Consider the following 25,034-nt stretch of genomic DNA (forward strand, 5'->3'; position numbering starts at 1 on the left):
GACCAATTTCCCGGCGCGATACTCCCGGCGTCAACCCCGCCGCTCCGAGATGCCGCCATGCCCCGCGCCGAGATCCCCGCCACTGACACCGCTTATCCGGTCGATCATCTCAACCGGGTGAAACGCCGGCATGATCGCGGCTTCTACGACCATCCCACGGTGCATGCGCTGCTGGATGCCGCCATCCTCTGCCATGTGGCGTACGCCATCGATGGCCAGCCCTTCTGCACGCCCACCCTGTTCTGGCGCGAGGGCAACCTGCTCTACTGGCATGGCAGCAGCGCCAGCCGCATGCTGCGCAACCTGTCGAAGGGTGAACCCGCCTGCCTGACGGTCACGCATCTGGACAGCCTCGTGCTGGCGCGCTGCGGCTTCAACCATTCGGCCGATTACCGGTCGGTCATGTGCTTCGGCCAGGCCAGGCTGGTGGCCGATCCGGAGGAAAAGCGACGGGCCCTGGTGATGATGGTGGATCGCTTCTTTCCAGGCCGCACCGCCGGTCTACGCCAGAGCACGGAGAGCGAGATCAAGGCCACGGCGGTGATCGTCATGGAGATCGAGCGCGCCTCGGCCAAGATCCGCGCCAAGGGTGTGGCGGATGACGAGGAGGATTACGCGCTCCCCATCCATGCCGAACGCCTTCCGGTCCGCACCCTGATCGGCACGCCGGAGCCCTGTCCACGCCGCCTGCCCGGCGTGGAGCGCGGCAGCGACCTGGCGGAATACAGCGCCGGCCGCGCTCTGGAGGAGGCGCTGGCAGAGGCGCATCGCCGGGCCTATCCGGGATAAGGCGGACCGGGCCCAGGCTTCGCCGCCGGCTGGGACAACGCTGCAAATTGGTGCTGCGCCGCGCAATCATGGCTTGGCAAGCGGCTCGTCCTGCGGCACCTCCTGCGCCGCGATGAACCCAGCTGATTCCTTTCTGGCCGCCCAAGGCTATGGCACGGCGCGGCGCGATCCACTGCCACAGGATGCGGGCCACCGCCGCTATACCCGGCTGTCGGATGGCCCACGCCCGGCGCTGCTCATGGATTGCTCCGGCGCGCCGGCCGTTGGCGTGACGCCCGAGGAAGACCTGCTGCCTTTCATCAGGCTGGCCCGCCACATCGCCGGGATCGGTCTTTCGGTGCCGGTCATCCTGGCGGAGGATACGCCAAACGGCTTGCTGCTGGTGGAGGATCTGGGGCCTGCCACCCATGCCCAGCTTCTGGATGGCGGAGCCGATCCGCAACCGCTCTATGAAGCGGCGGCGGAAACCCTGGCCGCGCTGCATGCCGCCCCCCCGCCTCCTGGCCTGCCCGGCTGGGAAGCGCCGCGCATGGCGGCCACCGCCGGGCTGACCTTTCTGGACTGGTGGTGGCCCGCCAGTTTCGGCGTCCAGCCCTCCCCTGCCATCCGGGACGAGTTCGCCGCGGCGATGCGAGCCATGCTTGCCCCTTTCGAGGGCGCCGGCTCCCTGGTGCATCGGGACTACTTCCCGGCCAACCTGATCGATCTGCCGGGACGCTCGGGGCCGCGCCGCACCGGCATTCTGGATTTTCAGGACGCGGCGACGGGCCATCCGGCCTATGATCTGGTCAGCCTGGTGGAGGATGCCCGCCGCGACGTGGCGCCGCACATCCGTGAAGCGGCGATCGGCCGGTACCTGGCAGCCCGGCCGGAGCTGGAGGAAGACGCGTTCCGGGCCGCCTTCGCCGCCCAGGCGGCGCAGCGCCACCTGCGCGTCGCAGCCCTCTGGGTCCGGCTCGACCGGCGCGACAACAAGCCTGCATACCTGAAGCACGGGCCGCGCTGCTGGGCTTTGCTGGGCCGGGCACTGCAACACCCCTCGACCGCACCGCTCGCCGCCTTTCTCGACCGCCATGTTCCGGCCGGCCTGCGCCGCAACCCCGACCAGCTCCCAAGGATGCCTGCCGCGTGATCACCCTCAACTCCGCCATGGTCATGGCTGCCGGCCTCGGCACGCGGATGCGCCCGCTGACCGAAGCCACGCCCAAGCCCCTGTTGAAGCTTGCTGGGCGCAGCCTGCTGGATCACGCGCTGGATCGCATCGGCGATGCCGGCATCGGCAACACCGTGGTCAACGCCCACTGGTTTCCCGAGCAGGTCGAGGCCGCCTGCACCGCCCGTTCCCGCCCGCCGGTCGTGGTGCGGGAGGAGGATGTGCTGGAAACCGGCGGTGGGGTGCGCAATGCCTTGCCGCATCTTGGGGACGCGCCGTTCCTGGTCGCCAATGGCGATGCCTTCTGGCTCGATGGCCCTCGCTCCGCCATCGCGCGGCTGGCGGAGCGCTTCGACCCGGAGCAGATGGACGCGCTGCTGCTGGTGATGCGCGTCGCATCGGTGGAGGGAGAGGTCGGGCGCGGCGATTTCCGCATGGATCCGATGGGCCGCCTGCTGCGACCCCGCGAGCGCGAGATCGTGCCCTACGTCTATGCCGGCGTGCAGATTGTGCATCCGCGCCTGTTCGCCGACGCGCCGGAAGGCCGCTTCAGCACCAATATTCTGTGGGACCGCGCCATCGAGGCGGAGCGCCTCTATGGCCTGGTGCATGACGGCGTCTGGTTCCACCTTTCCACGCCTGCCGACCTACGGAAGGCCGAGGCTCTGCTGGCCCATAACCTGGTGAAGCCGCTGTTCTGACGGCTGGGTGAGGAATCGTAACAAGGGACGTGCAGCGGCATTGCCGGGTTGCGAAGACGCTCGCATTATGACGGAACCATGTCGCGAACCGGGGACAACCCGCGGGACGCGGCGCCGTTTCATCCTCACCACGGCTTGACCCGCCGGGGCGCGGGCCACAGGAACGGCCAGTCAATTGGGAGAGCAGTCGCTTGCATCATGGTGCCACACCCCCTGGCGGGACCGAAGAGCCGCGCCAGACCTTCGGGACGGCCGATATTGCGGCGATGGATCGCCCCGGGGCCGTCACCCGGTTCTTCATGGGCATCGTCGCCTGGGCCGAAAAGCTCAACCTGAAGCATACCCAGGTTGGCAATCCGCCGGTTTACGACAACGCCACCTTCCCCTGGGCCGCCGAGGTCGAGCGGGAATGGCACCTGATCCGCCGCGAGCTGGAGCAGGTGTTGGTGCGGCAGAGCGAGTTGCCGAGCTTCCACGACATCTCGACCGACGTGCAGACGATCAGCAAGGACAGCGCCTGGAAGACATTCTTCCTGACCGGCTACGGCAAGTCGTCGGAGAAGAACATCGAGCGCTGCCCCGAAACCTGGCGCATCGTGCAGAAGATCCCGGGCCTCAAGACGGCGATGTTCTCGATCTTTGAGCCGGGCAAGCACCTGCCGCCGCATCGCGGCCCCTATAACGGCGTGCTGCGCCTGCATCTCGGGCTGATCGTGCCGGAGCAGAGCGAGCGTCTGGCGATCCGCGTCGACAAGCAGGTCTGCCACTGGCACGAAGGCCAGGCGCTCATCTTCGACGACGCCTATGAGCACGAGGCCTGGAACCACACCGACAAGACTCGAGTGGTGCTGTTCGTCGACTTCGTGAAGCCGCTCGGCTTCCCAGCGAAGCTGGTGAACTGGATGCTGCTCAACCTCGCCGTGTTCACGCCCTTCATCCGCGAAGGGGTGGACAATCACAAGGAATGGGAAAAGAAGTTCTACGCCGAGGCCGAGAAGTTGCGGAACCGCCCCAACTGAAGCAGCCCGGCGAGAGCAAGGAAACGCCGATGTCCCGCTTCACCATGGATCACATCCACCTCCGCAGCCCCGATCCGGATGCGGCGGCACGCTTCTACACGGAGAAGCTGGATGCGACCGTGGCACAGCGGCTGGAAGGTCCCGACTCGCTGCGCGTCGTGGTGGATCTCGCCGGCCTCAAGCTGTTCATCGAGCGCGTTCCGGCCGACACGGTTTCCGTGCCGCCGCCGCCCTTCCAAGGGCTGGAGCATATCGGGCTGGCGGTGAAGGACATCGATGCCGTGGCCGCCGAGCTGAAGAGCAAGGGCGTGGAGTTCACCCTTGACCCGATGAGCCCGAAGCCGGGTATCCGCATCGCCTTCTTCAAGGCGCCCGACGCAGTGCGTATTGAGATCCTGGAACGGAGCTGACCCGTCCCTTCCGCGGGTGACTCGGGCAGGGGCGTAGCGGAGACTGCCCGCATGCCCTCTTCCCCCAAACGCCCGCCGCTGTGGCTGCTGGTGCTGATCACCACCTCTGGCACGCTGGGTATCCATATCTTCGTTCCCGCGCTGCCGCAGGCGGCCGCCGATCTGGCGGTGTCCAGCGGCACGGCGCAGCTGGCCATCAGCCTCTACATCCTGGGGTTGGCGGTGGGGCAGCTCTTCTACGGTCCGCTTTCCGACAATTTCGGCCGCCGGCCAGTGCTGCTGGGCGGGCTCGGGCTGTATGCCGCGGCTGGGCTGGTGGCCGCATTGGCGCCCGATGCCACGGCGCTGATCGCGGCCCGGCTGATGCAGGCGCTGGGCGGCTGCGCCGGGCTGGCGCTGGGTCGCGCCATCGTGCGCGACACCTCGGAAACACGCGAAGCCGCCTCGCGCCTCGCCGCACTGTCGCTGGTGGTGTCCATCGGCCCTGGCATCGCGCCCGCCATCGGCACGGCGCTGTCCGAAACCCTGGGCTGGCGCTCCATCTTCGGGCTGCTTTCCGGCCTCGGCGCGAGTACGGCGCTGCTGGTCGCTTGGCGCCTGCCGGAAACGCGGGCCAGCGGCGCGGGACGCAGCACCTCGGCGCTGGTTGCCGACTATGCCGGACTGCTACGCTCGTCACGCTTTCTGGGTCTGGCCCTGGGGGGCGGCTGCGCCACCACCAGCTGGTACGCCTTTCTCGCCGCCATGCCCTTTGTGCTGGTGCAGCAGCTCGGGAGGCCAGCGCATGAGGTCAGCCTCTACTATCTGCTGCTGGTCGGCGGCACCGCGGTCGGCAACATCCTGGCCAACCGGATGGTCGGGGTCTTCGGTTTCCGGCCCCTAATCCTCGGCGCCAGCGCGGGCGGGCTGATGGGCGCGCTGTTCTACCTCCTGGTGGTGCTGACCGGTTCCATGACGGTGCTGTCGGTGATGGCGGGGCCGGTGGTCTTCGCCATCGGCGTCGGCTTGGCGTCGCCCCTGGCACTGACCCAGGCGGTCAGCGTCAACCCGCAGGTCATCGGCTCGGCCGCCGGATTCTATGGATTCAGCCAGATGGCGGTGGGGGCGCTTTGCGCTTCCCTGGCCGGGCTGGGGCGCGACCCGGCCTTGTCCTCGTCGATCGTGCTGGCCGGGGCTGCCCTGACGGGGCTGGTTGCTTTCTGGATCGCGCTGCGCCCGGCGAGGCCCCGCTGATACCCGGCGCCGAAGCCGACAATCATTGCCACCGCCCTTCCGCCTCTTGCTTCGGCGGCTCTACTCTGCCCCCCTGCTTTTCGACGACATCAAGGGAGCGGCGGCGGATGACCCCGGAGAAACGGACCATGCGGATCGCGGTGCTGAAGTTCTCGCATGAAACCGTGACCTTTTTGCCCTTCGACACCACGGAGGATGATTTTATCTTCCCCGGCTCGCCCGCTTCAGGCGAGGCGCTGCTCGCTTCCGAGCCCAAGAGCTATATTGGCGGCTTCGTGCAGGTGGCGCGCGAGTATGACGGGGTGGAGCTGGTTGGCATTGAATCCCCGCTGGATTCCAAGCGGGGCTCAGGCTCAGGCTGGATCACCACCGCCGCCTTCGAACGCTTCGTCGGCAGGATGGTCGAGGAGCTGAAGGCCAAGGGTCCTTTCGACGGCGTGTACCTTTCGCTGCACGGCGCCATGGGCGTGCGCGACGTGCCCCGCCCCGAGGCCGAGATCGCCCGCCGCGTGCGCGAAGCGGTCGGGCCGAAGACGCTGATCACCGCGACCTTCGATCCGCATGGCAACGAGGATGAGGAATTTCTTCGCCATGCGGATATGGGATTCACGGTGAAGTACTACCCGCATTACGACGCGCATCTGCAGGGCCAGCGTGCTGCGCGCATGCTGGTGCGTGCCATTCGCGGCGAGTTCAAGCCGAGCCACGTCACGGTGAAGGTGCCCGTCATCTCACCCACCGTCCTGCAATGGACGGGCGGCAACTCCCCCTGGGCGGCGCTGATCCAGCGTGCCCTGGTGTGGGAAGCGCGCGAGCCGGATGTCTACGTCAACGTCTTTTTCGGCTTCCCCTGGTCCGACGTGCCCGATGTCGGCCTTTGCTTCCAGGCCATCACGGATGGCGACCCCGCCCTGGCAAAGAAGGTCGCGGACGACATGGCCGGCTTTGCCTGGCGCCAGCGCGAGGCGCTGCTGAACGCAGCGAAGATCTGGTCCATCGGTGATGGGGTCAAGCGCGCCAAGGAGGCCGTGGCCGAGGGGAAAACCCCAGTGGTGCTCTGCGACCACAGCGACCGCTCCGGCTATGCCACCTGGCTGCTGCGGGCCATTGTTGAGCAGGGGCTGAAGAACACGCTGGTCGCCACCCTGGCCGACAAGGCCGCCGTCGAGAAGCTGCTGGCCGGCGGTATCAAGTCGGGCGACGCCTTCGACATGGAAGTGGGAGGGCTGGCCGATGAAAGCTCGGGCGAGCCGGTGCGCATCCACGGCAAGGTCCGGCATGTTGTGGAGGGCCCGCGCCGCTCCTCCACCCAGACCTGCATCGCCATCGAGTTCGGCGAAGGCAACCTGCTGATCCTGACACCCTTCCTGACGCAGATCATCGAGCTGCACACCCTGCACGAGATGGGCGTCGATCCTGCGAGCTTCGACGTCATCGCCATCAAGTCCCGTGTCCATTTCCGCCGCGGCTTCGACGACAACGGCTTCGCCAAGGAGATCCTGCTGGTGGAGCCGGACCAGCCCTTCCTTGGAACGGTACGGCTCGACGGCCTCACCTATGAGCATGTGACGCTGGACCACTACTACCCTTACGGCAGTCCCGGCTTCGGCTGAGCTCCCGGGAGGGGGCTATGCCCCTTCCGAACCCCTGGAGCCCCTCGACAGGTCTGCCCCCCATCGGTAAGCAGTTTCATCGGAAACTTCTTATCTTTGAGCGGGTGCCCGAATGCTGCGCCGATCCCTCCTGGCCGCCGCCGCCCTGCCCTTCCTGCCGCGTTTCCCGGAGGCGGCGCCTGGCGCAACCATCACCTTCTCCTGGCCGGTCCATGCCGGGCCGCTGCACCCGCACCGCTACTCCCCGAACCAGATCTATGCCCAGTCCATGCTCTACGAGCCGCTGGTGCGCTACGTCGAAGGCGGGGAGATCGCCCCCGCCCTGGCCACCTCCTGGCGGCAGGAAGGGCGTGACTCGATCTTTACTCTGCGACCCGGTGTACGCTTCACCGACGGTACGCCCTTCGACGCCGCCGCCGTGGTCGCCAACGTGGAAGCAGTGCTGCGCCAGCGGGACAAGCATGCCTGGCTGGACCTGATAGCGCAGATCCAGGGCGCGGAGGCGATCGATGACGCCACCGTCCGGTTGCGCTTCCGCAATGCCTATTATCCCACGCTGCAGGAGCTGGCGCTGGTCCGTCCGCTTCGCTTCGCATCCCCCGCCGTGCTGCGGCCGGATGGCGAGATCACGGCGCCGGTCGGCACCGGCCCCTGGCTCCTGGCCGAAATGCGGCGCGGACAGCACGATCTGTTCACCCGCAACAACGGCTATTGGGGCGGGGCGCCAAAACCCGCCCGCATCCTGGTCAAGGTGGTGGCCGACCCGAATACCCGTGCACTGGCGCTGGAAACGGGCGAAATCGACCTGGCCTATGGCGCCGACCAGCTCGATGCCGACAGCTTTCGCCGCCTGGCCGCCGATCCACGCTTCACCGCAGCCATCTCCCCGCCCCTGGCGACCCGGCTGCTGGCGCTGAACTCGGGCCTGGCGCCGACCGATGCGCTTCCTGTGCGGCAGGCGATCGCGCGAGGGATCAACCGCGACGCGCTGGTGCGTCACGTGCTGCTGGACACCGAGCCCGCCGCCGCCACGCTTTTCGCCGAAAGCATGCCTTATTGCCGCCTCGGCCTCACCGCCCCGCCCTTCGATCCCGCCGCTGCCGCCGCGCTGCTGGAGGGAGCCGGATGGACGTTGTCGCCTGGCGGGCGCGTGCGCCGCAAAGCCGGGCGCGACCTCGCCCTCGACCTTTGCTTCACGGGCTCGGACGCGTTGCAGAAGGCGGCGGCGGAGGCGGTGCAGGGCGACCTTGCCCGCATCGGCATCGCCGTTTCGCCGAAGGGAGAGGACGCCGCCACCGTCTACGGCCGGCAACGATCGGGCGAGTTCGGCATGATCTTCGCCGACACCTGGGGCGCGCCCTATGACCCGCACGCTTTTCTTGGTTCCATGCGGCAGCCTGCCCATGCCGACTACCAGGCGCAACGCGGTCTGCCCATGAAGCCCGAGATCGACCGCCGCATCACCGCCGTGCTGACCTCAACCGACGAGGCGGCGCGCGCCGCGGATTATCGCTGGTTGCTGACCACCTTGCACGAGCAGGCGGTGTACTTCCCCATCTCCTTCCTCACCAACAAGCTGCTTCACCGCAAGTCGCTCGGCACCATTCCCTTCGGCGACACGCGCTACGAAATCCCCTTCGAGCGGATCGGCTGAGCCGGTGGGCGGCTTCATCCTGCGGCGCATCTTGTCGCTGTTTCCTTTGCTGCTGGCGGCCTCCTTCGCCTTTTTCGCGATGCTGCGCCTGGGGCGCGGTGACCCGGCCATGGATTACCTGCGGCTGGCGCAGATCCCGCCCAGCGACGCGGCACTGGCGCTGGCAAGGATGGAACTCGGCCTCGACCGCGCGCTGCTGGCGCAATACGCTTCCTGGCTTGCCGACGCGTTGCAGGGCGACCTCGGCTTGTCCTGGTTCACCCGCCGCCCGGTGACGGAGGATCTGCTGGCGGCACTTCCGGCGACATTGCAGCTGGCGGGCACGGCCATGCTGCTCGTGCTGCTGGTGGGGCTGCCGCTCGGCATCTTCGCCGCGCTGCACCGCGACCGCTGGCCCGATCATGCGACGCGGCTGATTGCCTTTCTCGGCGTCTCGCTGCCGAACTTCTGGCTGGGCTTCCTGCTCGTGCTGCTGTTCTCGGTTACGCTGGGCTGGCTGCCTTCCATGGGGCGCGAAGGACCCGCCAGTCTTATCCTGCCCGCCATCGCCACCGCCGCCATGTCCTGCTGCGTCATGCTGCGGTTGATGCGCGCCTCGGTGCTCGGGGTGCTCGGCGAGCGCCACCTCGCCTTCGCCGCCGCGCGTGGCCTGCCCAGGCGCACGGTTCTCGGGCGGCATGTGGTGCTGAACGCCATGGTGCCGCCACTCACCGCCATAGGCCTGCATCTGGGCGAGCTGATCGGCGGCGCCATGGTGGTGGAGATGGTGTTCTCCTGGCCCGGCATGGGCCGCTATGCGCTGATCGCCATCACCAATCGCGACTACCCGGCGCTGCAGGGCTTCGTCATGCTGCTGATGCTGGTCTTTGTTCTGGGCAACCTTCTGGTGGACATCGCCTATGCCTGGCTCGATCCCCGCATCCGGCTGGGCGGCGGCGCATGAGACGCGCGCTGCCCTGGGTCGGTGCCACCCTGGTGGCGCTGCTGCTCGCCGCGGCGGTCCTGGCACCGTGGATCGCGCCGCACGACCCGGCCCTGACCGATCTCGCCAGCCGCCTGCAAGGGCCCTCCGCGCGGCACTGGCTCGGCACCGATCATCTGGGACGCGACCTGCTGTCCCGCCTGCTGCACGGCGCCCGCGCCTCCCTCGGCGCGGTGGCTTTGATCCTCGCTTTGGTGCTTGCCATCGGCTGCGCGGTGGGCAGCATCGCCGGCATGGCGGGCGGCATTGTGGATGCGGTGCTGATGCGTATCTGCGACGCCTTCATGACGGTGCCGACACTTGTGCTGGCGCTGTTCATGATCGGCGCGCTTGGCACAGGGCTCGGCAATGTGGTCATCGCCATCGCGCTCTCGCACTGGGCCTGGTATGCGCGGTTGGTGCGCGGGCTGACGCTGTCGCTGCGCAGCCGCGACCACATCGCCGCCGCACGGCTGGCGGGACTGTCGCGCCTCGCCATCATCCGCCGCCACATCCTGCCGGCGGTGGCCGGGCAGCTGGCCGTGCTGGCCAGCCTGGATCTCGGCCACTGGATGCTGCACCTGGCAGGTCTGTCTTTTCTGGGCCTTGGCGTGGCGCCGCCGGCGCCGGAATGGGGCATCATGATCAACGATGCGCGGCCCTTCTTCCGCACCGCGCCGATGCTGGTGCTGCTGCCGGGCGCGGCCATCCTGCTCACCGTGCTGGCCTTCAACCTGCTGGGCGACGCGCTGCGCGACCGGCTCGACCCCGCGTTGCGGGAGCACGCGCATTGAAGCTGGAAGGCCTCACCCTGGCCGCCGGGAACCGCGTGCTGGTGCGCGACCTGTCGCTGGAGATCCGGCGTGGCCAGGTGCTCGGCCTGCTCGGCGCCAGCGGTGGCGGCAAGAGCCTGACGGTGATGGCAATGCTGGGCCTGCTGCCGCCGGGCGTGCGGCAGGTGGCCGGGCGAGTCACCCTCGATGGGCAGGAGGTGGATCCGGCCAGGCTGCGCGGCGCTACGCTGGGACTGGTGCAGCAGTCGCCACGCGGCTGCTTCAACCCGCTGGTCAGCATCGGGCGGCATTTCCGCGAAACCCTGTCCTGCGAAGGTCTGCGCGGGGCCGAAGCCGAGCGCCGAGCGGCGGCGCTGCTGCACGAGACCGGCTTCGCGGACCCTAGGGCCATCCTTGCCCTCTATCCTTCGCAGATGAGCGGCGGGATGCTGCAACGAACGATGCTCGCCCTTGCCCTGGCGCGTGACCCCGCCTTTCTGCTGGCGGACGAACCCACCACGGATCTCGACCTTGTTGTGCAGGCACGCATCCTCGACCTGCTGGAAACCCTGGCACGGCGCCGGGGCCTGGGCGTGCTGCTGGTGACGCATGACCTGTCCGTGCTGGCGCGGCTGGCCGACGATGTGGCGGTGATGGAGGGCGGCCGCATCGTGGACGGCGCGCCGGTGCAGGACTTTTTTGCCGCGCCGCGCCATCCGCGCAGCCGGGCGCTGCTGGCCGCCCATCTGGCGCTCCATGGCGAGGCGCTGCCATGACGGTGGTTGCGCTGGAGGGCATCAACCTGTCCTATCGTGGCGGCGGGCTGTTCAGCCGCCATCCGCCCCGGACCGTGCTGCGCGACGCGGCGCTGCGGATCAACGAGGGTGAGTGCGTCGCTCTCCTGGGCCGCACCGGCAGCGGCAAATCCACACTGGGCCGCATCCTGCTCGGGCTGGAACGGCCGGATGCCGGAACGGCCAGCTTCCGCGGTGCGCCGCTGCTCAACGGGCGTGGCCGCATGATTCCAGCAACGCGCCGGGCCTTGCAGGCGGTGTTCCAGGACCCCTATGGCGCGACCAGCCAGCGCCACACCGCCTTCGATGTGGTGGCGGAGCCGCTGCTGCAGGATGGCCTGCCGCGCGCCATGCTGCGCGACCGCGTGGCTGCGCTCATGCATCAGGTGGAGTTGGACCCGGCGCCGATGGATCGACTGGCCCACCGCATGAGTGGCGGGCAGTTGCAGCGCCTTTGCATCGCCCGCGCCCTGGCGCCTTGCCCGGCGCTGATCGTGCTGGATGAAGCGGTGAACAGCCTCGACGCCGAAACCCAGGCGCATCTGATGGTGCTGCTGCGCCGGCTGCGGCAGGATGGCATGGCCTTTCTGTTCATCACCCATGACCTGCGGCTGCTGCGCGGCTTTGCCGACCGCGTCTGCGTCATGCAGGATGGCCGGCCGCTGCCCGTGCCGCCGCCCGGCAGCGGCATGCCCGAGCCTGCCGCCCTGGCCGAGTTGCGCGCCGCGCTGCTGCCTGCGCGCCCACCCGTGCGGGATGGCGCGCGGCGGGAAGCGCATGCTATCGCGTGAGGGGATGGCCAGCTTCCGCTTCATCCACGCCGCCGACCTGCATCTTGACAGTCCTCTGCGCGGCCTCGATGCCGATGACGCAGCGCCTGCCGCCCGCATCCGTGGCGCCAGCCGCGCGGCGCTGACAGCGCTGGTGGATCTGGCGATCGCCGAGCAGGTGGATTTCGTGGTCATCGCCGGCGACCTCTACGATGGAGACTGGTCGGATTACCGCACTGGCCAATCATTGGTGGCGGCGCTGGGAAAACTCACCCGCGCCGGCATCCGCGTCTTCGCCATTCGCGGCAACCATGACGCCGAAAGCGTGCTGAGCCGCGATCTGCGCCTGCCGGACGGCGCCCGCATGCTGTCCAGCCGCAGCCCGGACAGCATCGATCTGCCGGAACACGGCGTAGTGCTGCACGGGCAAAGTTTCGCCAGCCGTGCCGCCACGGAAAACCTTGCCGGGGCCTATCCCCGCCCCCGGCCCGGGCGCTTCAACCTGGGCCTGCTGCACAGTTCCGCCGATGGCCGCCCGGGTCATGCCACCTATGCGCCCTGCTCCGTCGCGCAGCTTGCCGCGCATGGGTACGACTATTGGGCTCTTGGCCACATCCATGCGCGGGAAATCCTGCTGGAGGAACCGTGGATCGTTTTTCCCGGCAATCTGCAAGGGCGCCACATCAACGAGGCAGGGGCCAAGGGCGCCAGCCTCGTGACGGTGCGCGACGGGCGTGTTGCCGCGGTGGAGCATCACGCGTTGGACCAGGTGCGCTGGGTGCGTGTCGCTGTTGATTGCACCGGCGCCGAGGACCGTGACGCCGCGCTGAACCGCGTGCTGCGCGCGGTGGATGCAGCGGTGGGCGACGCGCGCTCGCGCCTCGCCGTGCTGCGGATCGAGCTGACGGGAACCACCGCCGCGCATGCCGGACTGGCCAGGGACGCGCAGGACACGCTGGGCCGCATCCGCGCAGCCGCACTGGAAGCGGCGTCGGAAGAGGATGTCTGGATCGAGGCCGTTCGGCTGCGCACGGCCGCTCCCCGCGCCAGGGCCACGCGCCCCGAGGCGGTGGAGCGCCTCTTCGCCGCCATTGACGGACTGGCCGGGGGCGGTGCCCTGCCGCCGGACCTTGCCGATTATGCAGCCAGGTTGCTGGCGCAGTCCGGGCTGCGCGATGCGTTGGGCGAGGATCACCCCGCGGTGCAGGCTGCCGAAGGCAGGCTTTCCCCCGAATGGAGGGAGCGCGCGCGGGACCTGCTGCTGTCTCGGCTGGACGAGGCCTGAAGGATGCGGCTGACCCGCCTCGCCCTGCGGCAATACGGCCCATTCGCCGAGGCAGCGCTCACGCTCGACCCCATGCCGGGCCGGATCAACCTGGTGCTGGCGCCGAATGGCGCCGGCAAGTCGGTGCTGCGCGGCGCCTGGCGCGACCTGCTCTTCGGCATCGGCGCCCGCACGCCCATGGATTTCCGATTCGGATATTCCGGCATGCAGGTCGCGGCGGAGGGCGTGGCGCCGGACGGCACGCCCTTTGCCTTCACCCGCCGCAAGGGCCGTGCCGGCACCTTGCTCGGGGCGGATGACCAGCCGCTCGATCCGGGCCTGCTGCCCCGCCTGCTTGGTGGCGCAGACCAGACGCTGCTGGAACGGCTCTTTGCCCTGGACACCGCGCTGCTGCGGGAAGGCGGCGCCGGGCTCCTGGAATCAGGCGGCGCGCTGGCCGAGGCGCTGTTGCAGGCCGCGGGCGGGCTGCGCCGTGCCCAGGGCGTGGCCCAGACACTCGACAAGGAGCGCAACGATCTGGCGCCGGAGCGTCGCACGGCGAGCCGTCCGTTCTACCAGGCGCTGGACCAGTTGAAGGAAAGCCGCAGGGCATTGCGGGCGCATCTGGTGAAGCCCGCCCAGTGGCGTGATGCCGAAAGGGCCCTGGAAGCCGCGGCTGCCGCCCGCGACGCCGCGCGGGAGGATGCGGCCGCCGCCGCCCGGGCCTTGTCACGACTGGAAAGGGTCCGCCGGCTGCGCGCGCCCCTGCTCCGGCTGGACCTGGCGGAGTCCTGGCTGGCGGGCCATTCCGGCGCCCCCGCCCTGCCGGCGGACGTGGCGGAAACCCTGCGCGGCGCGCGCGAGGCCCGTTCGGCGGCGCTTCGCGCCCTTGCCGAGGACACCTTGCGCAGAGAGGAGCTGGTGGCGCAGATCGCCGGCATCGCGCCGCGCAAGGCGTGGCTGGAGCGTGCTTCCCGCATTGCCGCCCTGCGCGAGCAGGCTGGCGCCGCCGAGAAAGCCCGCCGCGACCTTTCGGCCCAGGAAACCGCACTCCTTGCCGCGGAGGCGACCATCGAGGAGAAGCTGCGTGAGCTTGGCCTGCCCTGGCCCGCCGCGCGGGCCGCGGAGCTGATGCCGGCGCCGGCACTCCTGGCGCAGGCGCGCCGCCTGCTGCGTGAATACGGGGACGAGGATCGTGCCGAGCGCGAAGCCCCTGCGCTGCTGGAACGCCACCATGCCGGGCAGGGCGCCGCCGCCGCCGCATTGGCTGCGCTGCCCGCCCCGCGCGACGCAGAGGCGCTGGCCGCGCTGGTTCAGGCCGTCTCGGCCGAGGGCGAGCCGGTGGCGCTGGCCGCACGCGATGACCGGACCGTGGCCGAGGCAAGGGCGCAGTGGGCTGTCCGCCTCGCCACCTTGCCGGAACCCTGGCGGGACCTTTCCACGCTGCGCGGCCTGGACGTGCCGTCGCCGGACAGGCTGCGCCGCCTTGCCTCGACCCTGGAAGCGGCTTCCGCCGCCCGCCGAGAGGCGGAAGCCGCCGCCAGCCGCGCCGCCGCGACATTGAGTTCCCAGAAGGCCGAACGGGCCGCGCTGGGCAGCGACGGGGCTTTGCCCGATGCCGCCAGCCTGGACGCCGCCAGGGCCTTACGGCAGGAGCTCTGGACCGCGTTGCGCGGGCAGGCCGCCCCCGAAGCCAGCTTGCTGGCCTTCGAGGCCGCGCTGGTGGAAGCCGACCGCATCGCCGACCGGCGCTTCGACGAGGCCGAGCGTGTAGGCGCTGCCGCAAGGCTCGATGCGGGAATCGCACGGCAGGAAACCGAAACAGTCGCGGCGCGACGGCTTGCCGACGCCGCCGAGGCCGAAGAAGCGGCGGCCCGGGCGGAATGGGCCGGTGCGCTGGCACCGTTGTCGGTCCACCCCGGCACGGGCCTGGATGGGCTGCGTGAATGGCTGGCCGCGCGTCAGGCAGCCCTGGACGCGGCGGCGGCGCTGGAGGCTGCCCTTGCTCTCGCCGCCGAGCGCCAGACGGTGCATGACGGCGCCGCCCGCCGCTTGGCCGGCGCCCTGGAGGTTCCGCTCCCCGCCGGCCCGCCTACCCTGGCGCTGCGCCTGTTGCTGGACCGGGCCGGTTCCGCGTTGCGTGCCGACCGCGAAGCCGCCGCCGAGCGCGCCCGGTTGATCGAGGCCGAGGCCACCCATGGTGCCGCTCTGCGGGAAGCCGGGCGCCAGGCCACCCTGCGGCGGCAGCGCCTCGGCCAATGGAGCTCGCAATGGCAAGACGTGCTGCGGGCGCTGAAGCGGCCGCCTGATGAAAGGCCGGAAGACAGCGAGACAACCCTGGCGTTGCTTGAGGCCCTGGGGCCGCTGGTGCGGGAAGCCCGTCTTGCCCGCGCGCGACGCGACGCCATGCGGGCCGAGATTGCAGCCTTCACCGAGGCCTGTGCCGCCCTTTGCGCCGAGCTGGAAGAGAAGCCGCCCGCAGACCCTGTCGCGGCGGCGCGCATCCTCGGGGCGACGCTGGAAGAGGAGCAGGCGGAGCATTCGCGCCTCGTCCTGCTGCGCGGCCAAGCCGAGCAGCAGGCTCGGGCACTGGAAGTGGCCCAGCGGCACCTCGCAGCCAGTGAGGCCCGGCTGCGCGACGTGGTGGCCGCAGCCGGGGCTGAGAATGTGGAGGACGCCGAGGCACGTATCGCCCTGTCCGCCAACCGTGCGGTGCAGGAAGCGGCGCGGGACGCGGCCTTGTCGGAGATCGCCACCCTGTGCGATGGGCTGGAACTGGAGGTTCTGCGCGCCGAGCAGGCGGCGCATCCGCCGGACAGCCTCGAAGCCGCGCTGGCCGAAGCCGAACGCCTCCGGGAAGCCGCCGAGACGGCGCGCGAGGATGCCGTCGGCGCCCACACGCAGGCCGCCCGTGCCCTGCACGACCTTGGCCATGACGCTCCGGTTCACGCGGCGGTGGCGGCCGAGCAATCGGCCCTGGCCCGGCTGTCGCGGGCGCTGGAGGAGGCGGTGGTCCTGCAGGCCGCCCGCTCCATGCTGGGTGAGGCACTGGCCGAGGTGCAGCAGGCCGGCGATGATGCCACGCTGCGCCGGATCGGGGCCGTGTTCGCCACCCTGACCGATGGCGCCTACCCTGCCGTGACCTCGCGCGAGGATGACCGTGGCGTGGCGCACCTGATGATCGGTCGCCGCCACCCGGCCGAAACCCTGGCAGTGGACGCCCTGTCCGAGGGCACGCGGGACCAGCTCTTCCTTGCCCTGCGGCTGGTAGCGATCGAGGATCATGCGGCGCACTCGACGCCCTTGCCGTTTCTGGGCGACGACATCCTGCAAAGCTTCGACGATGCCCGCGCCGCCGCCGCCTTCCGTGCGCTGCACCGCTTCAGCGAGACAACGCAGGTGATCCTGCTGACGCATCACAGGCATCTGGCGGAGCTGGCCCGCGCCACCCTGCCGCAGGGAGCGCTGAACCTGCAGTCGCTGCCGGAGTGATGGCGGACCGGAAAAGGCTCGCCACGGCCGGAAGGCCGACCAGGGGCATGCCCAGGGCCCTGACCGACAACCGGGTTCCAGCGGACCCGCCGCTTTGCCCAGGGCCGGATGATATTTCTCCCGAGCGGAAAGTGTAGAATTCGGCTCGCGCTGCCTTCGCACCATCCGGCCCTGGCTGCGCCGGTCCGGCCGGACCGGGCATCTTCCGCCCCGCCGCTTGCGGTGCCTATAGGTTACAATCGCGCCCGTGCCTGAAGGAGTTGCCGCATGCCGACCCGCCAGCCGATCAGCCTCGGCCTTTCCATGCGTTACATCGGCTACCACGCCGCAAGTTGGCGCCACCCGCAGGCGCAGCCCGGCGCGGGCTCGGATTTCCGGCACTTCGTCCGCCTCGCGCAGTCGGCCGAGGCTGCCAAGTTCGACATGCTTTTTCTGGCGGATGGCATCGGCATCCGCGCCAAGGACGCACCACCCGGCGCGTTGCAGCAGACGGCGCAGAGCACGGTGCTGGAGCCGCTGACGCTGCTTTCCGGCCTTGCCGCCGTGACGGAGCGCATCGGCCTGGTCGCCACCGCCTCCACCACCTACAACGAGCCTTTCCACATCGCCCGCAAATACGCCTCGCTCGACAGCATCAGCGGCGGCCGGGCGGGATGGAACATCGTCACCTCCTGGTCCGAGGCGGAAGCGCGTAATTTCGGCCGCGACAAGCACATGGACCATGGCCCGCGCTACGCCCGCGCGGCGGAGTTCGTCGAGGTGGTAAAGGGACTGTGGGACAGCTGGGATGCCGACGCCTTTGTGCATGACAAGGCGAGCGGCACCTTCTTCGATCCGGCCAAGATGCATGTGCTGGATCACCAGGGCGAACATTTCCGCGTGCGTGGCCCGCTCGACATCCCTCGCAGCCCGCAGGGACGGCCGGTGCTGGTACAGGCTGGCGCGTCGGATGCCGGTATCGGCATCGCCGCCGCCAATGCCGAGGTGGTGTATTCCGTCGCTCACGATCTGAACGGCGCCAAATCCTACTACGACAAGGTCAAGAACGCGGTAGCCACGGCTGGGCGCAACCCGTCTGGCTGCAAGATCATGCCCGGCATCACGACCTTCATCGCGCCGACCGAGACCGAAGCGCGCGAGAAGTACGAGCAGCTCAACGCCCTGGTGCCGGAGGCTCTGGGCCTGTCGTATCTCTACGGCCAGATGGGCGACCTTTCAGGCCACGACCTCGACGGGCCGGTGCCGGAGCCGACCGACCCCGCAGTGCGCTCCATCGCCAAGGGCCTGCTGGCCCTGGCGCAGCGCGATAACCTCTCGATCCGGCAGCTCTACACCACCATTGCGGCTGGCTTTGGTACGCGCATCCTGATCGGCACGCCGCGCCAGGTGGTGGACGAGTTGGAAGCATGGGTCGAGGCCGGCGCGGCGGACGGCTTCAACCTTTGCCCACCCGTGCTGCCGTCGGCCTTCGATGATTTTGTGGCGATGGCGCTGCCGGAGCTGCGCCGCCGCGGCCTGTTCCGCGAGGAATACAGCGGCACCACGCTGCGCGAGCATCTGGGAGTCACGGTCCCAAACAGCCGCTATGGTGGGGCGGTGGTGCCGCGGGAGTGAACGGAGGACGTCATGAGAGGGGCACCGCCCCTCTTACACTCTCCACGCCGAAGGGCTGAGGCTCTTGGAAACGCGGTTGGCGGGAACGATCCTTTGGAGGTCGCCACCGGCCGGATCTGCCGGTCCGCTCTGAGAGCGGCTTTGCAAGATGCTACAGTTGACGGAATTCGGCGAGCTTCCCCTAGGTCGATGACATTGTACCGCCGGCTAACGACGTAACTTCTACAGCGCGGGAAGCTTGATTGTCTGTCCCGCGACATCGATCGCCACCTTGCCTCGAAGCCCACGGGAGCCCCCACCTTCGAGCAGCTCATGCGCTTCGCCGATCCGGGCCAATGGAAGCACCGCACCAATGACAGGTCGGATCAGGCCGCGTTCGACCAGGTTTGTCAGCGCGTCAAGCTTGCCGCGGTTCTGCCGGGTGAAGACGAAATGGTAGGCGGCGTTCTTCCCCCAGGCATCGATCAGGTTTTGCGGCTGTGAGATGTCGACAATACTGACCACGCGCCCGGCGTCCGCAAGGGCAGGCGCGCTTCTTGTCAGGGTGTCGCCGCCGATCGTGTCGAACACGACGTTCACCCCCTGCCCCCGCGTCAGGTCCGCGACGGCTGAGACATAGTCATCGGAGGTGTGGTCGATCGCCTCGTCTGCTCCGAGTGAACGCACGAACTGGTGGTTGCCACGGCGCGCCGTCGTGATGACGCGCGCACCCATCGCCTTGGCAAGCTGGATCGCCACCGTGCCCACGCCGCCCGCACCGCCGTGGATCAGAATGGTCTCGTGGACGGCAAGCTGGGCGCGGGTCACCAAGGCTTCCCAGACCGTGCCTCCGACCAGCGTCAGGCTGGCAGCCTCCAGATGATTGATGTTGTTCGGCTTGCGGGCGACCAGATCAACATCGGCAACGTGTTGCTCCGCATATGAGCCGGCGCCGCCGAAGATCCTGGGCGTGTAGTAAACCTCGTCGCCAAGGGCGAATTCGCTGACATGCGCGCCCTTCTCTTCCACGATGCCGGAAACGTCGTGACCGATAATGGCGGGGAGTGGCACGTCGTCGGCGTAGTCGCCGCGCCGGATCTGATAGTCCAGCGGATTGATGGCGGTGGCGTGAACGCGCACCCGGACTTGCCGGGGCCCGACGGCCGGAACGGCAACATCGCGCATCTCGAAAGCGTCGAAGCCACCGAACTTGCTGAGAACGATTGCCTTCATGGTGCCGGTCACACTCTTGCCTTTTCCTGAACCAGGTTGACGGTAAGAGCGTCTTATCGGGTACCCACGCTTGCTGTAATACGCACAAAATTCTCCCTAGGTGCACAGGACGATACCGACATGGTCAAGCGGCGCCATTCCAGCTTGGATTGCAGTCCCGGTTGCGCCGTCGAGGCGGCCATCAGTCTGATCGACGGCAAATGGAAATGCGTCGCGCTCTGGTACCTTCACGAAAGAGGGGAGGTCCGCTTCAATGAGTTGATGCGCCTGATGTCCGGGGTCACACAGAGGACGTTGACCAATCAGTTGCGCGAGCTGGAAGCCGACGGACTCATCAATCGCGTCGTCTACGCTCAGGTTCCACCCAAGGTCGAATACAGCTTGTCCGATCGGGGTCGGACTTTCGTGCCGATCCTTCTATCCCTTTCGGCGTGGGGAGAAGCCAATATGGACTTGTTCCAGCAATCCCACGTGGCGACCTCGTAACCTCCGCCAAGCTGCAGGCCCGTGCGATGGCACCGGCTCCTGGCGCCATGGAACCGCCAGCCAGGGTCTGACCAGAATGCACCCGGGAACGGCCCAGGCTTTGCCAAAATCCGGGCGTAACTACCTTCTCCCGACACGCCAAAGCTGGGCTGGAAAGTCAGGATGCTCTTCCGCGCGCGCATGACCGCCCGGAAGGCAGACACTGCAACAATTGGAACGACATAGAAGGGTGGGAGCCGATCGCAACACGGGGCTTCCTTTCGGATCCCGCCCTTAGGGAACGTCCCCAACATCGGGAGCCGGGGAAGATGCTCGCCTGCTGGAGAGCCCGAGGGGCACCGCGCCCCTGGGCCCACCTTTCAACGCTTCTCCACGTTCCAGAACACCGGCACGGCCGAGGGGATCAGTCCGCCGAGGTTGGACCGCATCGCCGCCGGCTGGGCGAACTGGCCGAAGGGAATTCCGAGCCCCTGCTCATAGACGATGGTCTGGATCTGCCCCGCCACCTCCCGCTGCTGCTCGCGGCTGGGCGCGCGGGCAAAGGCATCGAACAGCGGCACCATGCGCTGGTCGCACATGAAGCCCGCCGTCTTGGCCTCGGTGCAGTTGAAGCTGATCACGGTGTTGGTCAACGGCGAGGACAGGTCGAGGCCCAGCGCATGCACGCCATAGACGCTCCAGCCCTCACGCAGGGTGCGGCGGGTCAGCACCGAGGCCCAGTCCATGATCTGGAAGTCCACCTTGAAGCCAGCACGCGTCAAACGGTCCGCCAGGATCTGACTGGAAATCTTCGGTGCCTCCAGGTCGGAGGCGGCCATCACCACCACCGGCTCGCCCGCATACTTTGTCTGCTTCAGCAGCGCCGCGGCGGCCTCGATCGAGGGATCCTTCAGCGGCTCGGTGCCGGCCGTGGTCTCGTAGGGCGAGCCGCAGATGAAGAAGGCGGCGCAGTCGCGCGAATAGCGGTCATCAAGGCCAAGCCCGGCCATCACCTCCCGCTGGTCCACAAGCTTCAGCAGCACGCGGCGGATGGCGGGGTCGTTGAAGGGCGGAGAGGCGGTGTTGATCCGGTAATGGCCGGTGAACATGTGCGGTCCCGCAAAGTTCACCACCTTCACCCGCCGGTCCTTCTCCATCATCGGCAAAAAGTCGAAGGGGGCGTACTGCATGTAGTCGATTTCGCCCGATTGCAGGGCGGCGGCGGCCGTTGAGCCGTCCGGGATGACGCGGATATCCAGCGCCTCGACCTTCGCCACCTTGCCTCCGGCCAGGAAGTCCGCCGGCTCGGCACGCGGCTTGTAGGCCTCGTTGCGGCGGAGGACCATGCGGTCGCCAGGCCGGTGCTGCGCCCGGTCGTAGATGAACGGGCCTGATCCGACGATCTCGGACAGTTGCGTGCTGCCCGGCGTCGCCGCCAGCCGTGCCGGCATGATGAAGGGAGTGGGCGAGGAAGGGGTGCCCAATGTATCCAGCACCAGCCCGTAGGGTTCCTTCAGCACCAGGCGGAAGCTGTTCTCGCCCGTGGCCTCCAGGCTGGAGGCGACCGCCATCAGCCGCGCGCCGAGCGGGCTACGCGTTGCCCAGCGCTTCAGCGAGGCGACGGCATCGGCGCCGGTGACCTTGCTGCCGTCATGAAAGGCGAGGCCATCGCGCAGGGTGAAGTCCCAGTTCAGCCCATCGGCCGAGACAGTGTGGCTCTCCACCATCTGCGGATGCATCGCGCCCTTGGAATCGGGAGCGAACAGCGTGTCGAACACCATCAGCCCGAAGGTCCGGGTGATGTAGGCGCTGGTGAAATAGGGGTCGAGCGTGACGATCTCGGCCTCCAGCACCACTTTCAGTGGTTCGGCCCGTACCGCCGGGGCGGTGGCAAGGGCAACTCCCAGCGCCATGGCGCCCATGATCGAGCGGTGAAACATCTTCATCTGACCCTTGGCCCTCCTGCAACAGGTGGACAGGGTTTCAGCAAAATGCGTGCCGCGCCAGAGGCGGCGCTCAGGTCAGTCCAGCGCCATAGGGACAGCGTGGTGGTGGCAGTGGCCATGTTCGAAATCGGCCAGCGTTTCCAGGATGCGGCAATCCTTGGCCTCGCCGCCCCGGCAGGATCCGGCCATCTCCACCAGCTCGGCCCGCAGCGCCTCCAGGCGGCGCAGGCGCGAATCCACTTCCGCGATCTGCGCCGTGGCCAAGCCGTGGATCGCAGCGCAATCCTCGCGTGGCCGCCCCGCCAGTCCCAGCAGTGTGCGGATCGCCGGCATGGCGAAGCCCAGCTCGCGCGCATGGCGGATGAAGCCCAGTCGGCGGAGGTGGTCGGCGGCATAAACACGGTGCCCGCCATCGCTGCGTGCCGGGGAAGGCAGCAGCCCTTCCTGCTCATACCAGCGGATGGTGGTCGGCTTCACCCCCGTCCGCCGGGACAACTCGCCGATCGTCAGCGTCACTGCAGCCTCCTTTTCGCCGCCGGAGGGGCATTTCGCCCTTGAACCTCCAGTCGCTGGAAGGTGCATATGGGGAGCCGGCCACGCATGGAGCAAGACGATGGATGGCGGCACCCGACATGGCTGGAAGGTAGGCGGCATGGATTGCGCCGCCTGTGTCGCCAAGGTCACCCGCGCCGTCGAGCGCCTACCCGGCGTTTCGGAGGTATCGGTCAACCTGATGGCCGAGGAACTGTTTCTTGACCTCGCGCCCGGCACCACTGCTCCAGGGAAGGTAAGGGATCAGGTCTCAGCCCTGGGCTACAGCGTCACGGCCCTGCCCATCATCGTCCGGCCTGATGGCGGTAAAGATGAGCATGCGCATGACGGATGCTGTGGACGTGGCCACCCTGATCGCGCCGACGGGCCGGAGCCGGAGGCACGTTATCGCTGGAAGGTGGAGGGCATGGATTGCGCCGCCTGCGTGGCAAAGGTGACGCGGGCGGTGGAACGCCTGCCTGGCGTGAGCGGCATTTCGGTCAATCTTATGGCCGAGGAACTGTCGCTACGGCTGGGACCCCACGGTCGGCGGAACGATGTGGAAGCCCAGGTGGCGGCCCTCGGCTACGCCATCTCTCCCCTCGGCGACCCTCATGCTGTGGGGCTGGGCAGCATGGGCCATGCTCCGGGCCATGAGCATGGCCCTGTGGCGCACAGCCATGGCGCGGCGGATCCGGCGCGTCCCTGGCATGCCAACCGGCAGGCCCGGCTGGTGCTTCTGCTGGGCACCCTGGTGGGAGCGGCCAGCCTGGCCGGCTGGCTCTGGCCCGCCGCCGCAGCGTGGCTCTACCTCACTGCCACCCTGGTCGCGGTGGTGCCCTTCGGCCGCCGTGCGGTGGCCCTGGCCCGCGCCGGCAGCCCCTTCAGCATCGAAACGCTGATGGTGACCGCGGCTATCGGCGCGGCCCTGATCGGCGCCGCTGGCGAGGCCGCGCTCGTGGTCTTTCTGTTCGCCACGGGCGAATGGTTGGAGGGGGTCGCCGCCGGCCGGGCCCGCGCCGGCATCCGCGCCCTCGTGGAGATGATGCCCCGCACCGCCCGTCGCGAGCGCGGGGGGCGCGTCGAGGAGGTGGCGGCCGACAGCCTCGCTCCCGGCGAAACGATCCTGATCCGCCCCGGCGACCGCGTGCCTTGCGACGGCACCATCGCGGAGGGCCGCTCGGCGCTGGACGAGAGCCCGGTCACCGGCGAAAGCCAGCCTGTGGCCCGTGGACCGGGCGACCCCGTAGTGGCCGGCAGCATCAATGCCGATGGCGTGCTGCGCGTCACCGTCACCCATGCCGGGCCGGACAGCACCCTGGCCCGTATCGCCCGCATGGTGACAGAGGCCACGGCTTCGCGCGGGCGGACCCAGCGCTTTATTGAGCGTTTCAGCAACGTCTGGACGCCGGGCTCCATGGCGGTGGCGGCGCTGGTGGCGTTGCTGCCGCCGCTGCTGGGCGGCGGCGACTGGTCCACCTGGCTGTACAGGGGCCTGGCGCTGCTGCTGGTGGCCTGTCCCTGCGCGCTGGTGATCTCGGTGCCGGCGGCCATGGCGTCTGGCCTGTCGGCGGGGGCACGGCACGGGATGTTGGTGAAGGGCGGCGCGGCCCTGGAGGCGATTGGCGGCGCCCGCACCGTCGCCTTTGACAAGACCGGCACGCTGACCGAGGGCCGCCCGCGGGTCACAGATATCCTCCCAGCGCCCTATGTGCGGGAGGAGGAAGTGCTGCGCCTCGCCTCCGGGCTGGAAGCCGGCTCCTCCCATCCCCTGGCCCGCGCCATCCTGGCGGAGGCGCGGGTACGCGCCGTCACGCCCCCGCCGCTCTCCGCTGCAGCGGCCATCCCTGGGCAGGCGGTCACCGGAACATTGGAAGGGCAGCCCTACGCCCTGGGCAGTCCGGGCTGGGCAGCGGAAGCGGGGCATCCCCTGCCCTCCACCCTGGCCGGCACTGCCGAAGCCCTGGAAGCCGAGGGCAAGACAGTGGTGGCGCTGGTCCGTGACGGGGAGGTGATGGGGCTGGTGGCCATGCGCGACGAGCCTCGGGCCGATGCGGCGGCCGGCATTGCCTCGCTCCGCCGGCTCGGGCTGCGCTGCGTGATGCTGACCGGCGACAATCCTCGCACCGGCGCCGCGATCGGGCGGGTGCTGGACCTCGAGGTGCGTGCCGGCCTCCGGCCCGAAGGCAAGCTCCGGGAAATCGCGGCGCTGCGACAACAAGGGCCGGTGGTGATGGTCGGGGACGGCATCAACGACGCGCCGGCCCTGGCGGCTGCCTCGTCCGGCATAGCCATGGGCGGCAGCACCGATGTGGCGCTGGAAGCCGCCGACGCCGCGTTGATGCGCGAACGCGTCGGCGGTGTTGCCGGTCTGGTGGCACTGTCGCGCGCCACGCTCGGCAACGTGAAGCAGAATGTCGCCGTCGCTGTAGGACTGAAACTGATCTTTCTGGTCACCACCGTGGCAGGCATATCCGGCTTGTGGATGGCGATCCTGGCCGACACCGGGGCCACCGTTCTGGTGACGCTGAACGCCTTGCGGTTGTTGCGCTGGCGGCCGGCGCAGCACTGATCGCGCCGTGAATGCGGAGGGCCGAGTCGGCCGAGTGTGCGGCGCGGCATAAGTTCCGGTCAAACTCT

The 25,034-nt window shown here is 68.9% G+C and carries 20 protein-coding genes; 17 read left to right on the top strand and 3 right to left on the bottom strand.

Annotation, left to right across the window (positions count from 1 at the left end):
- The first annotated feature begins 57 nt into the window (after positions 1–57).
- The 15 genes from ACFOD4_RS17615 to ACFOD4_RS17685 all read left to right on the top strand — a co-directional run bounded on the left by ACFOD4_RS17615 (position 58) and on the right by ACFOD4_RS17685 (position 18,240).
- Positions 58–789 carry a pyridoxamine 5'-phosphate oxidase family protein gene (locus ACFOD4_RS17615; protein WP_379598499.1) on the top strand — a complete coding sequence of 244 codons (732 nt, stop codon included), beginning with the start codon at positions 58–60 and terminating at the stop codon, positions 787–789.
- A 112-nt stretch (positions 790–901) separates the two neighbouring features.
- Positions 902–1,921, top strand: a complete 1,020-nt coding sequence (locus ACFOD4_RS17620; RefSeq protein ID WP_379598501.1) for an aminoglycoside phosphotransferase family protein — start codon at positions 902–904, stop codon at positions 1,919–1,921.
- Positions 1,918–2,643, top strand: coding sequence for a nucleotidyltransferase family protein (locus tag ACFOD4_RS17625; RefSeq protein WP_379598503.1), 726 nt, complete (start codon positions 1,918–1,920; stop codon positions 2,641–2,643). Before ACFOD4_RS17620 ends, ACFOD4_RS17625 begins: the two co-directional genes overlap by 4 nt.
- Positions 2,644–2,834: 191 nt before the next feature.
- Positions 2,835–3,662, top strand: a complete 828-nt coding sequence (locus ACFOD4_RS17630) for an ornithine lipid ester-linked acyl 2-hydroxylase OlsC (protein WP_379598505.1) — start codon at positions 2,835–2,837, stop codon at positions 3,660–3,662.
- Between the two features lie 29 nt (positions 3,663–3,691).
- A complete protein-coding gene (locus tag ACFOD4_RS17635; RefSeq protein ID WP_379598507.1) occupies positions 3,692–4,072 on the top strand; it encodes a VOC family protein in 381 nt (126 codons plus the stop codon).
- 51 nt (positions 4,073–4,123) lie between these two features.
- Positions 4,124–5,305 carry a multidrug effflux MFS transporter gene (locus ACFOD4_RS17640; protein ID WP_379598509.1) on the top strand — a complete coding sequence of 394 codons (1,182 nt, stop codon included), beginning with the start codon at positions 4,124–4,126 and terminating at the stop codon, positions 5,303–5,305.
- Positions 5,306–5,412: 107 nt separating this feature from the next.
- Positions 5,413–6,918 (top strand): M81 family metallopeptidase, encoded by a 1,506-nt coding sequence (locus ACFOD4_RS17645; RefSeq protein ID WP_379598511.1) that lies wholly within the window; start codon positions 5,413–5,415, stop codon positions 6,916–6,918.
- 112 nt (positions 6,919–7,030) lie between these two features.
- Positions 7,031–8,572, top strand: a complete 1,542-nt coding sequence (nikA, locus tag ACFOD4_RS17650; protein ID WP_379598513.1) for a nickel ABC transporter substrate-binding protein — start codon at positions 7,031–7,033, stop codon at positions 8,570–8,572.
- A 4-nt stretch (positions 8,573–8,576) separates the two neighbouring features.
- Positions 8,577–9,515: a nickel ABC transporter permease subunit NikB gene (gene nikB, locus ACFOD4_RS17655; RefSeq protein WP_379598515.1), complete on the top strand. Its 939-nt coding sequence runs from the start codon at positions 8,577–8,579 to the stop codon at positions 9,513–9,515.
- Positions 9,512–10,327, top strand: a complete 816-nt coding sequence (gene nikC / locus ACFOD4_RS17660) for a nickel ABC transporter permease subunit NikC (RefSeq protein ID WP_379598517.1) — start codon at positions 9,512–9,514, stop codon at positions 10,325–10,327. The genes nikB and nikC overlap by 4 nt, the downstream gene beginning before the upstream one ends.
- Positions 10,324–11,082, top strand: coding sequence for an ATP-binding cassette domain-containing protein (locus ACFOD4_RS17665; RefSeq protein ID WP_379598519.1), 759 nt, complete (start codon positions 10,324–10,326; stop codon positions 11,080–11,082). Before nikC ends, ACFOD4_RS17665 begins: the two co-directional genes overlap by 4 nt.
- The gene (locus ACFOD4_RS17670) at positions 11,079–11,891 is read left to right on the top strand and encodes an ATP-binding cassette domain-containing protein (RefSeq protein WP_379598521.1); all 813 of its coding nucleotides are present in this window, start codon (positions 11,079–11,081) and stop codon (positions 11,889–11,891) included. Before ACFOD4_RS17665 ends, ACFOD4_RS17670 begins: the two co-directional genes overlap by 4 nt.
- Positions 11,878–13,155, top strand: coding sequence for a metallophosphoesterase family protein (locus ACFOD4_RS17675; RefSeq protein WP_379598523.1), 1,278 nt, complete (start codon positions 11,878–11,880; stop codon positions 13,153–13,155). The genes ACFOD4_RS17670 and ACFOD4_RS17675 overlap by 14 nt, the downstream gene beginning before the upstream one ends.
- Positions 13,156–13,158: 3 nt before the next feature.
- Positions 13,159–16,626, top strand: a complete 3,468-nt coding sequence (locus ACFOD4_RS17680) for an AAA family ATPase (RefSeq protein ID WP_379598525.1) — start codon at positions 13,159–13,161, stop codon at positions 16,624–16,626.
- Between the two features lie 267 nt (positions 16,627–16,893).
- The gene (locus ACFOD4_RS17685; protein ID WP_379598527.1) at positions 16,894–18,240 is read left to right on the top strand and encodes an LLM class flavin-dependent oxidoreductase; all 1,347 of its coding nucleotides are present in this window, start codon (positions 16,894–16,896) and stop codon (positions 18,238–18,240) included.
- Between the two features lie 222 nt (positions 18,241–18,462).
- Here the strand turns inward: ACFOD4_RS17685 and ACFOD4_RS17690 are convergent, their stop codons facing one another.
- A complete protein-coding gene (locus tag ACFOD4_RS17690; RefSeq protein WP_379598529.1) occupies positions 18,463–19,464 on the bottom strand; it encodes a zinc-dependent alcohol dehydrogenase family protein in 1,002 nt (333 codons plus the stop codon).
- Between the two features lie 108 nt (positions 19,465–19,572).
- On the opposite strand from ACFOD4_RS17690, the gene ACFOD4_RS17695 reads away from it, so the two are divergent.
- The gene (locus ACFOD4_RS17695; RefSeq protein WP_379598531.1) at positions 19,573–19,938 is read left to right on the top strand and encodes a winged helix-turn-helix transcriptional regulator; all 366 of its coding nucleotides are present in this window, start codon (positions 19,573–19,575) and stop codon (positions 19,936–19,938) included.
- Positions 19,939–20,297: 359 nt separating this feature from the next.
- Here ACFOD4_RS17695 and ACFOD4_RS17700 read toward each other — a convergent pair whose 3' ends face one another.
- Together ACFOD4_RS17700 and ACFOD4_RS17705 are read right to left on the bottom strand one after the other, a co-directional pair.
- Positions 20,298–21,863, bottom strand: coding sequence for an ABC transporter substrate-binding protein (locus tag ACFOD4_RS17700; RefSeq protein WP_379598533.1), 1,566 nt, complete (start codon positions 21,861–21,863; stop codon positions 20,298–20,300).
- A 75-nt stretch (positions 21,864–21,938) separates the two neighbouring features.
- Positions 21,939–22,379, bottom strand: a complete 441-nt coding sequence (locus ACFOD4_RS17705; protein WP_379598535.1) for a MerR family transcriptional regulator — start codon at positions 22,377–22,379, stop codon at positions 21,939–21,941.
- Positions 22,380–22,476: 97 nt separating this feature from the next.
- Here ACFOD4_RS17705 and ACFOD4_RS17710 point away from each other — a divergent pair, with 97 nt between their 5' ends.
- Complete coding sequence (locus ACFOD4_RS17710) at positions 22,477–24,966, top strand: heavy metal translocating P-type ATPase (protein WP_379598537.1); 2,490 nt, start codon at positions 22,477–22,479, stop codon at positions 24,964–24,966.
- Positions 24,967–25,034: the final 68 nt, after the last annotated feature.

This window comes from Teichococcus globiformis (assembly GCF_042646265.1).
Lineage (GTDB): Bacteria > Pseudomonadota > Alphaproteobacteria > Acetobacterales > Acetobacteraceae > Pseudoroseomonas > Pseudoroseomonas globiformis.

Excerpts from the sequence above, each read along its gene's own strand:
- ACFOD4_RS17615 (WP_379598499.1), top strand. The coding sequence starts at position 58 with ATGCCCCGCGCCGAGATCCCCGCCACTGACACCGCTTATCCGGTCGAT.
- ACFOD4_RS17620 (WP_379598501.1), top strand. The coding sequence starts at position 902 with ATGAACCCAGCTGATTCCTTTCTGGCCGCCCAAGGCTATGGCACGGCG.
- ACFOD4_RS17635 (WP_379598507.1), top strand. The coding sequence starts at position 3,692 with ATGTCCCGCTTCACCATGGATCACATCCACCTCCGCAGCCCCGATCCG.
- ACFOD4_RS17640 (WP_379598509.1), top strand. The coding sequence starts at position 4,124 with ATGCCCTCTTCCCCCAAACGCCCGCCGCTGTGGCTGCTGGTGCTGATC.
- ACFOD4_RS17645 (WP_379598511.1), top strand. The coding sequence starts at position 5,413 with ATGACCCCGGAGAAACGGACCATGCGGATCGCGGTGCTGAAGTTCTCG.
- nikA (WP_379598513.1), top strand. The coding sequence starts at position 7,031 with ATGCTGCGCCGATCCCTCCTGGCCGCCGCCGCCCTGCCCTTCCTGCCG.
- nikC (WP_379598517.1), top strand. The coding sequence starts at position 9,512 with ATGAGACGCGCGCTGCCCTGGGTCGGTGCCACCCTGGTGGCGCTGCTG.
- ACFOD4_RS17670 (WP_379598521.1), top strand. The coding sequence starts at position 11,079 with ATGACGGTGGTTGCGCTGGAGGGCATCAACCTGTCCTATCGTGGCGGC.
- ACFOD4_RS17675 (WP_379598523.1), top strand. The coding sequence starts at position 11,878 with ATGCTATCGCGTGAGGGGATGGCCAGCTTCCGCTTCATCCACGCCGCC.
- ACFOD4_RS17680 (WP_379598525.1), top strand. The coding sequence starts at position 13,159 with ATGCGGCTGACCCGCCTCGCCCTGCGGCAATACGGCCCATTCGCCGAG.
- ACFOD4_RS17685 (WP_379598527.1), top strand. The coding sequence starts at position 16,894 with ATGCCGACCCGCCAGCCGATCAGCCTCGGCCTTTCCATGCGTTACATC.
- ACFOD4_RS17695 (WP_379598531.1), top strand. The coding sequence starts at position 19,573 with ATGGTCAAGCGGCGCCATTCCAGCTTGGATTGCAGTCCCGGTTGCGCC.
- ACFOD4_RS17700 (WP_379598533.1), bottom strand. The coding sequence starts at position 21,863 with ATGAAGATGTTTCACCGCTCGATCATGGGCGCCATGGCGCTGGGAGTT.
- ACFOD4_RS17710 (WP_379598537.1), top strand. The coding sequence starts at position 22,477 with ATGGATGGCGGCACCCGACATGGCTGGAAGGTAGGCGGCATGGATTGC.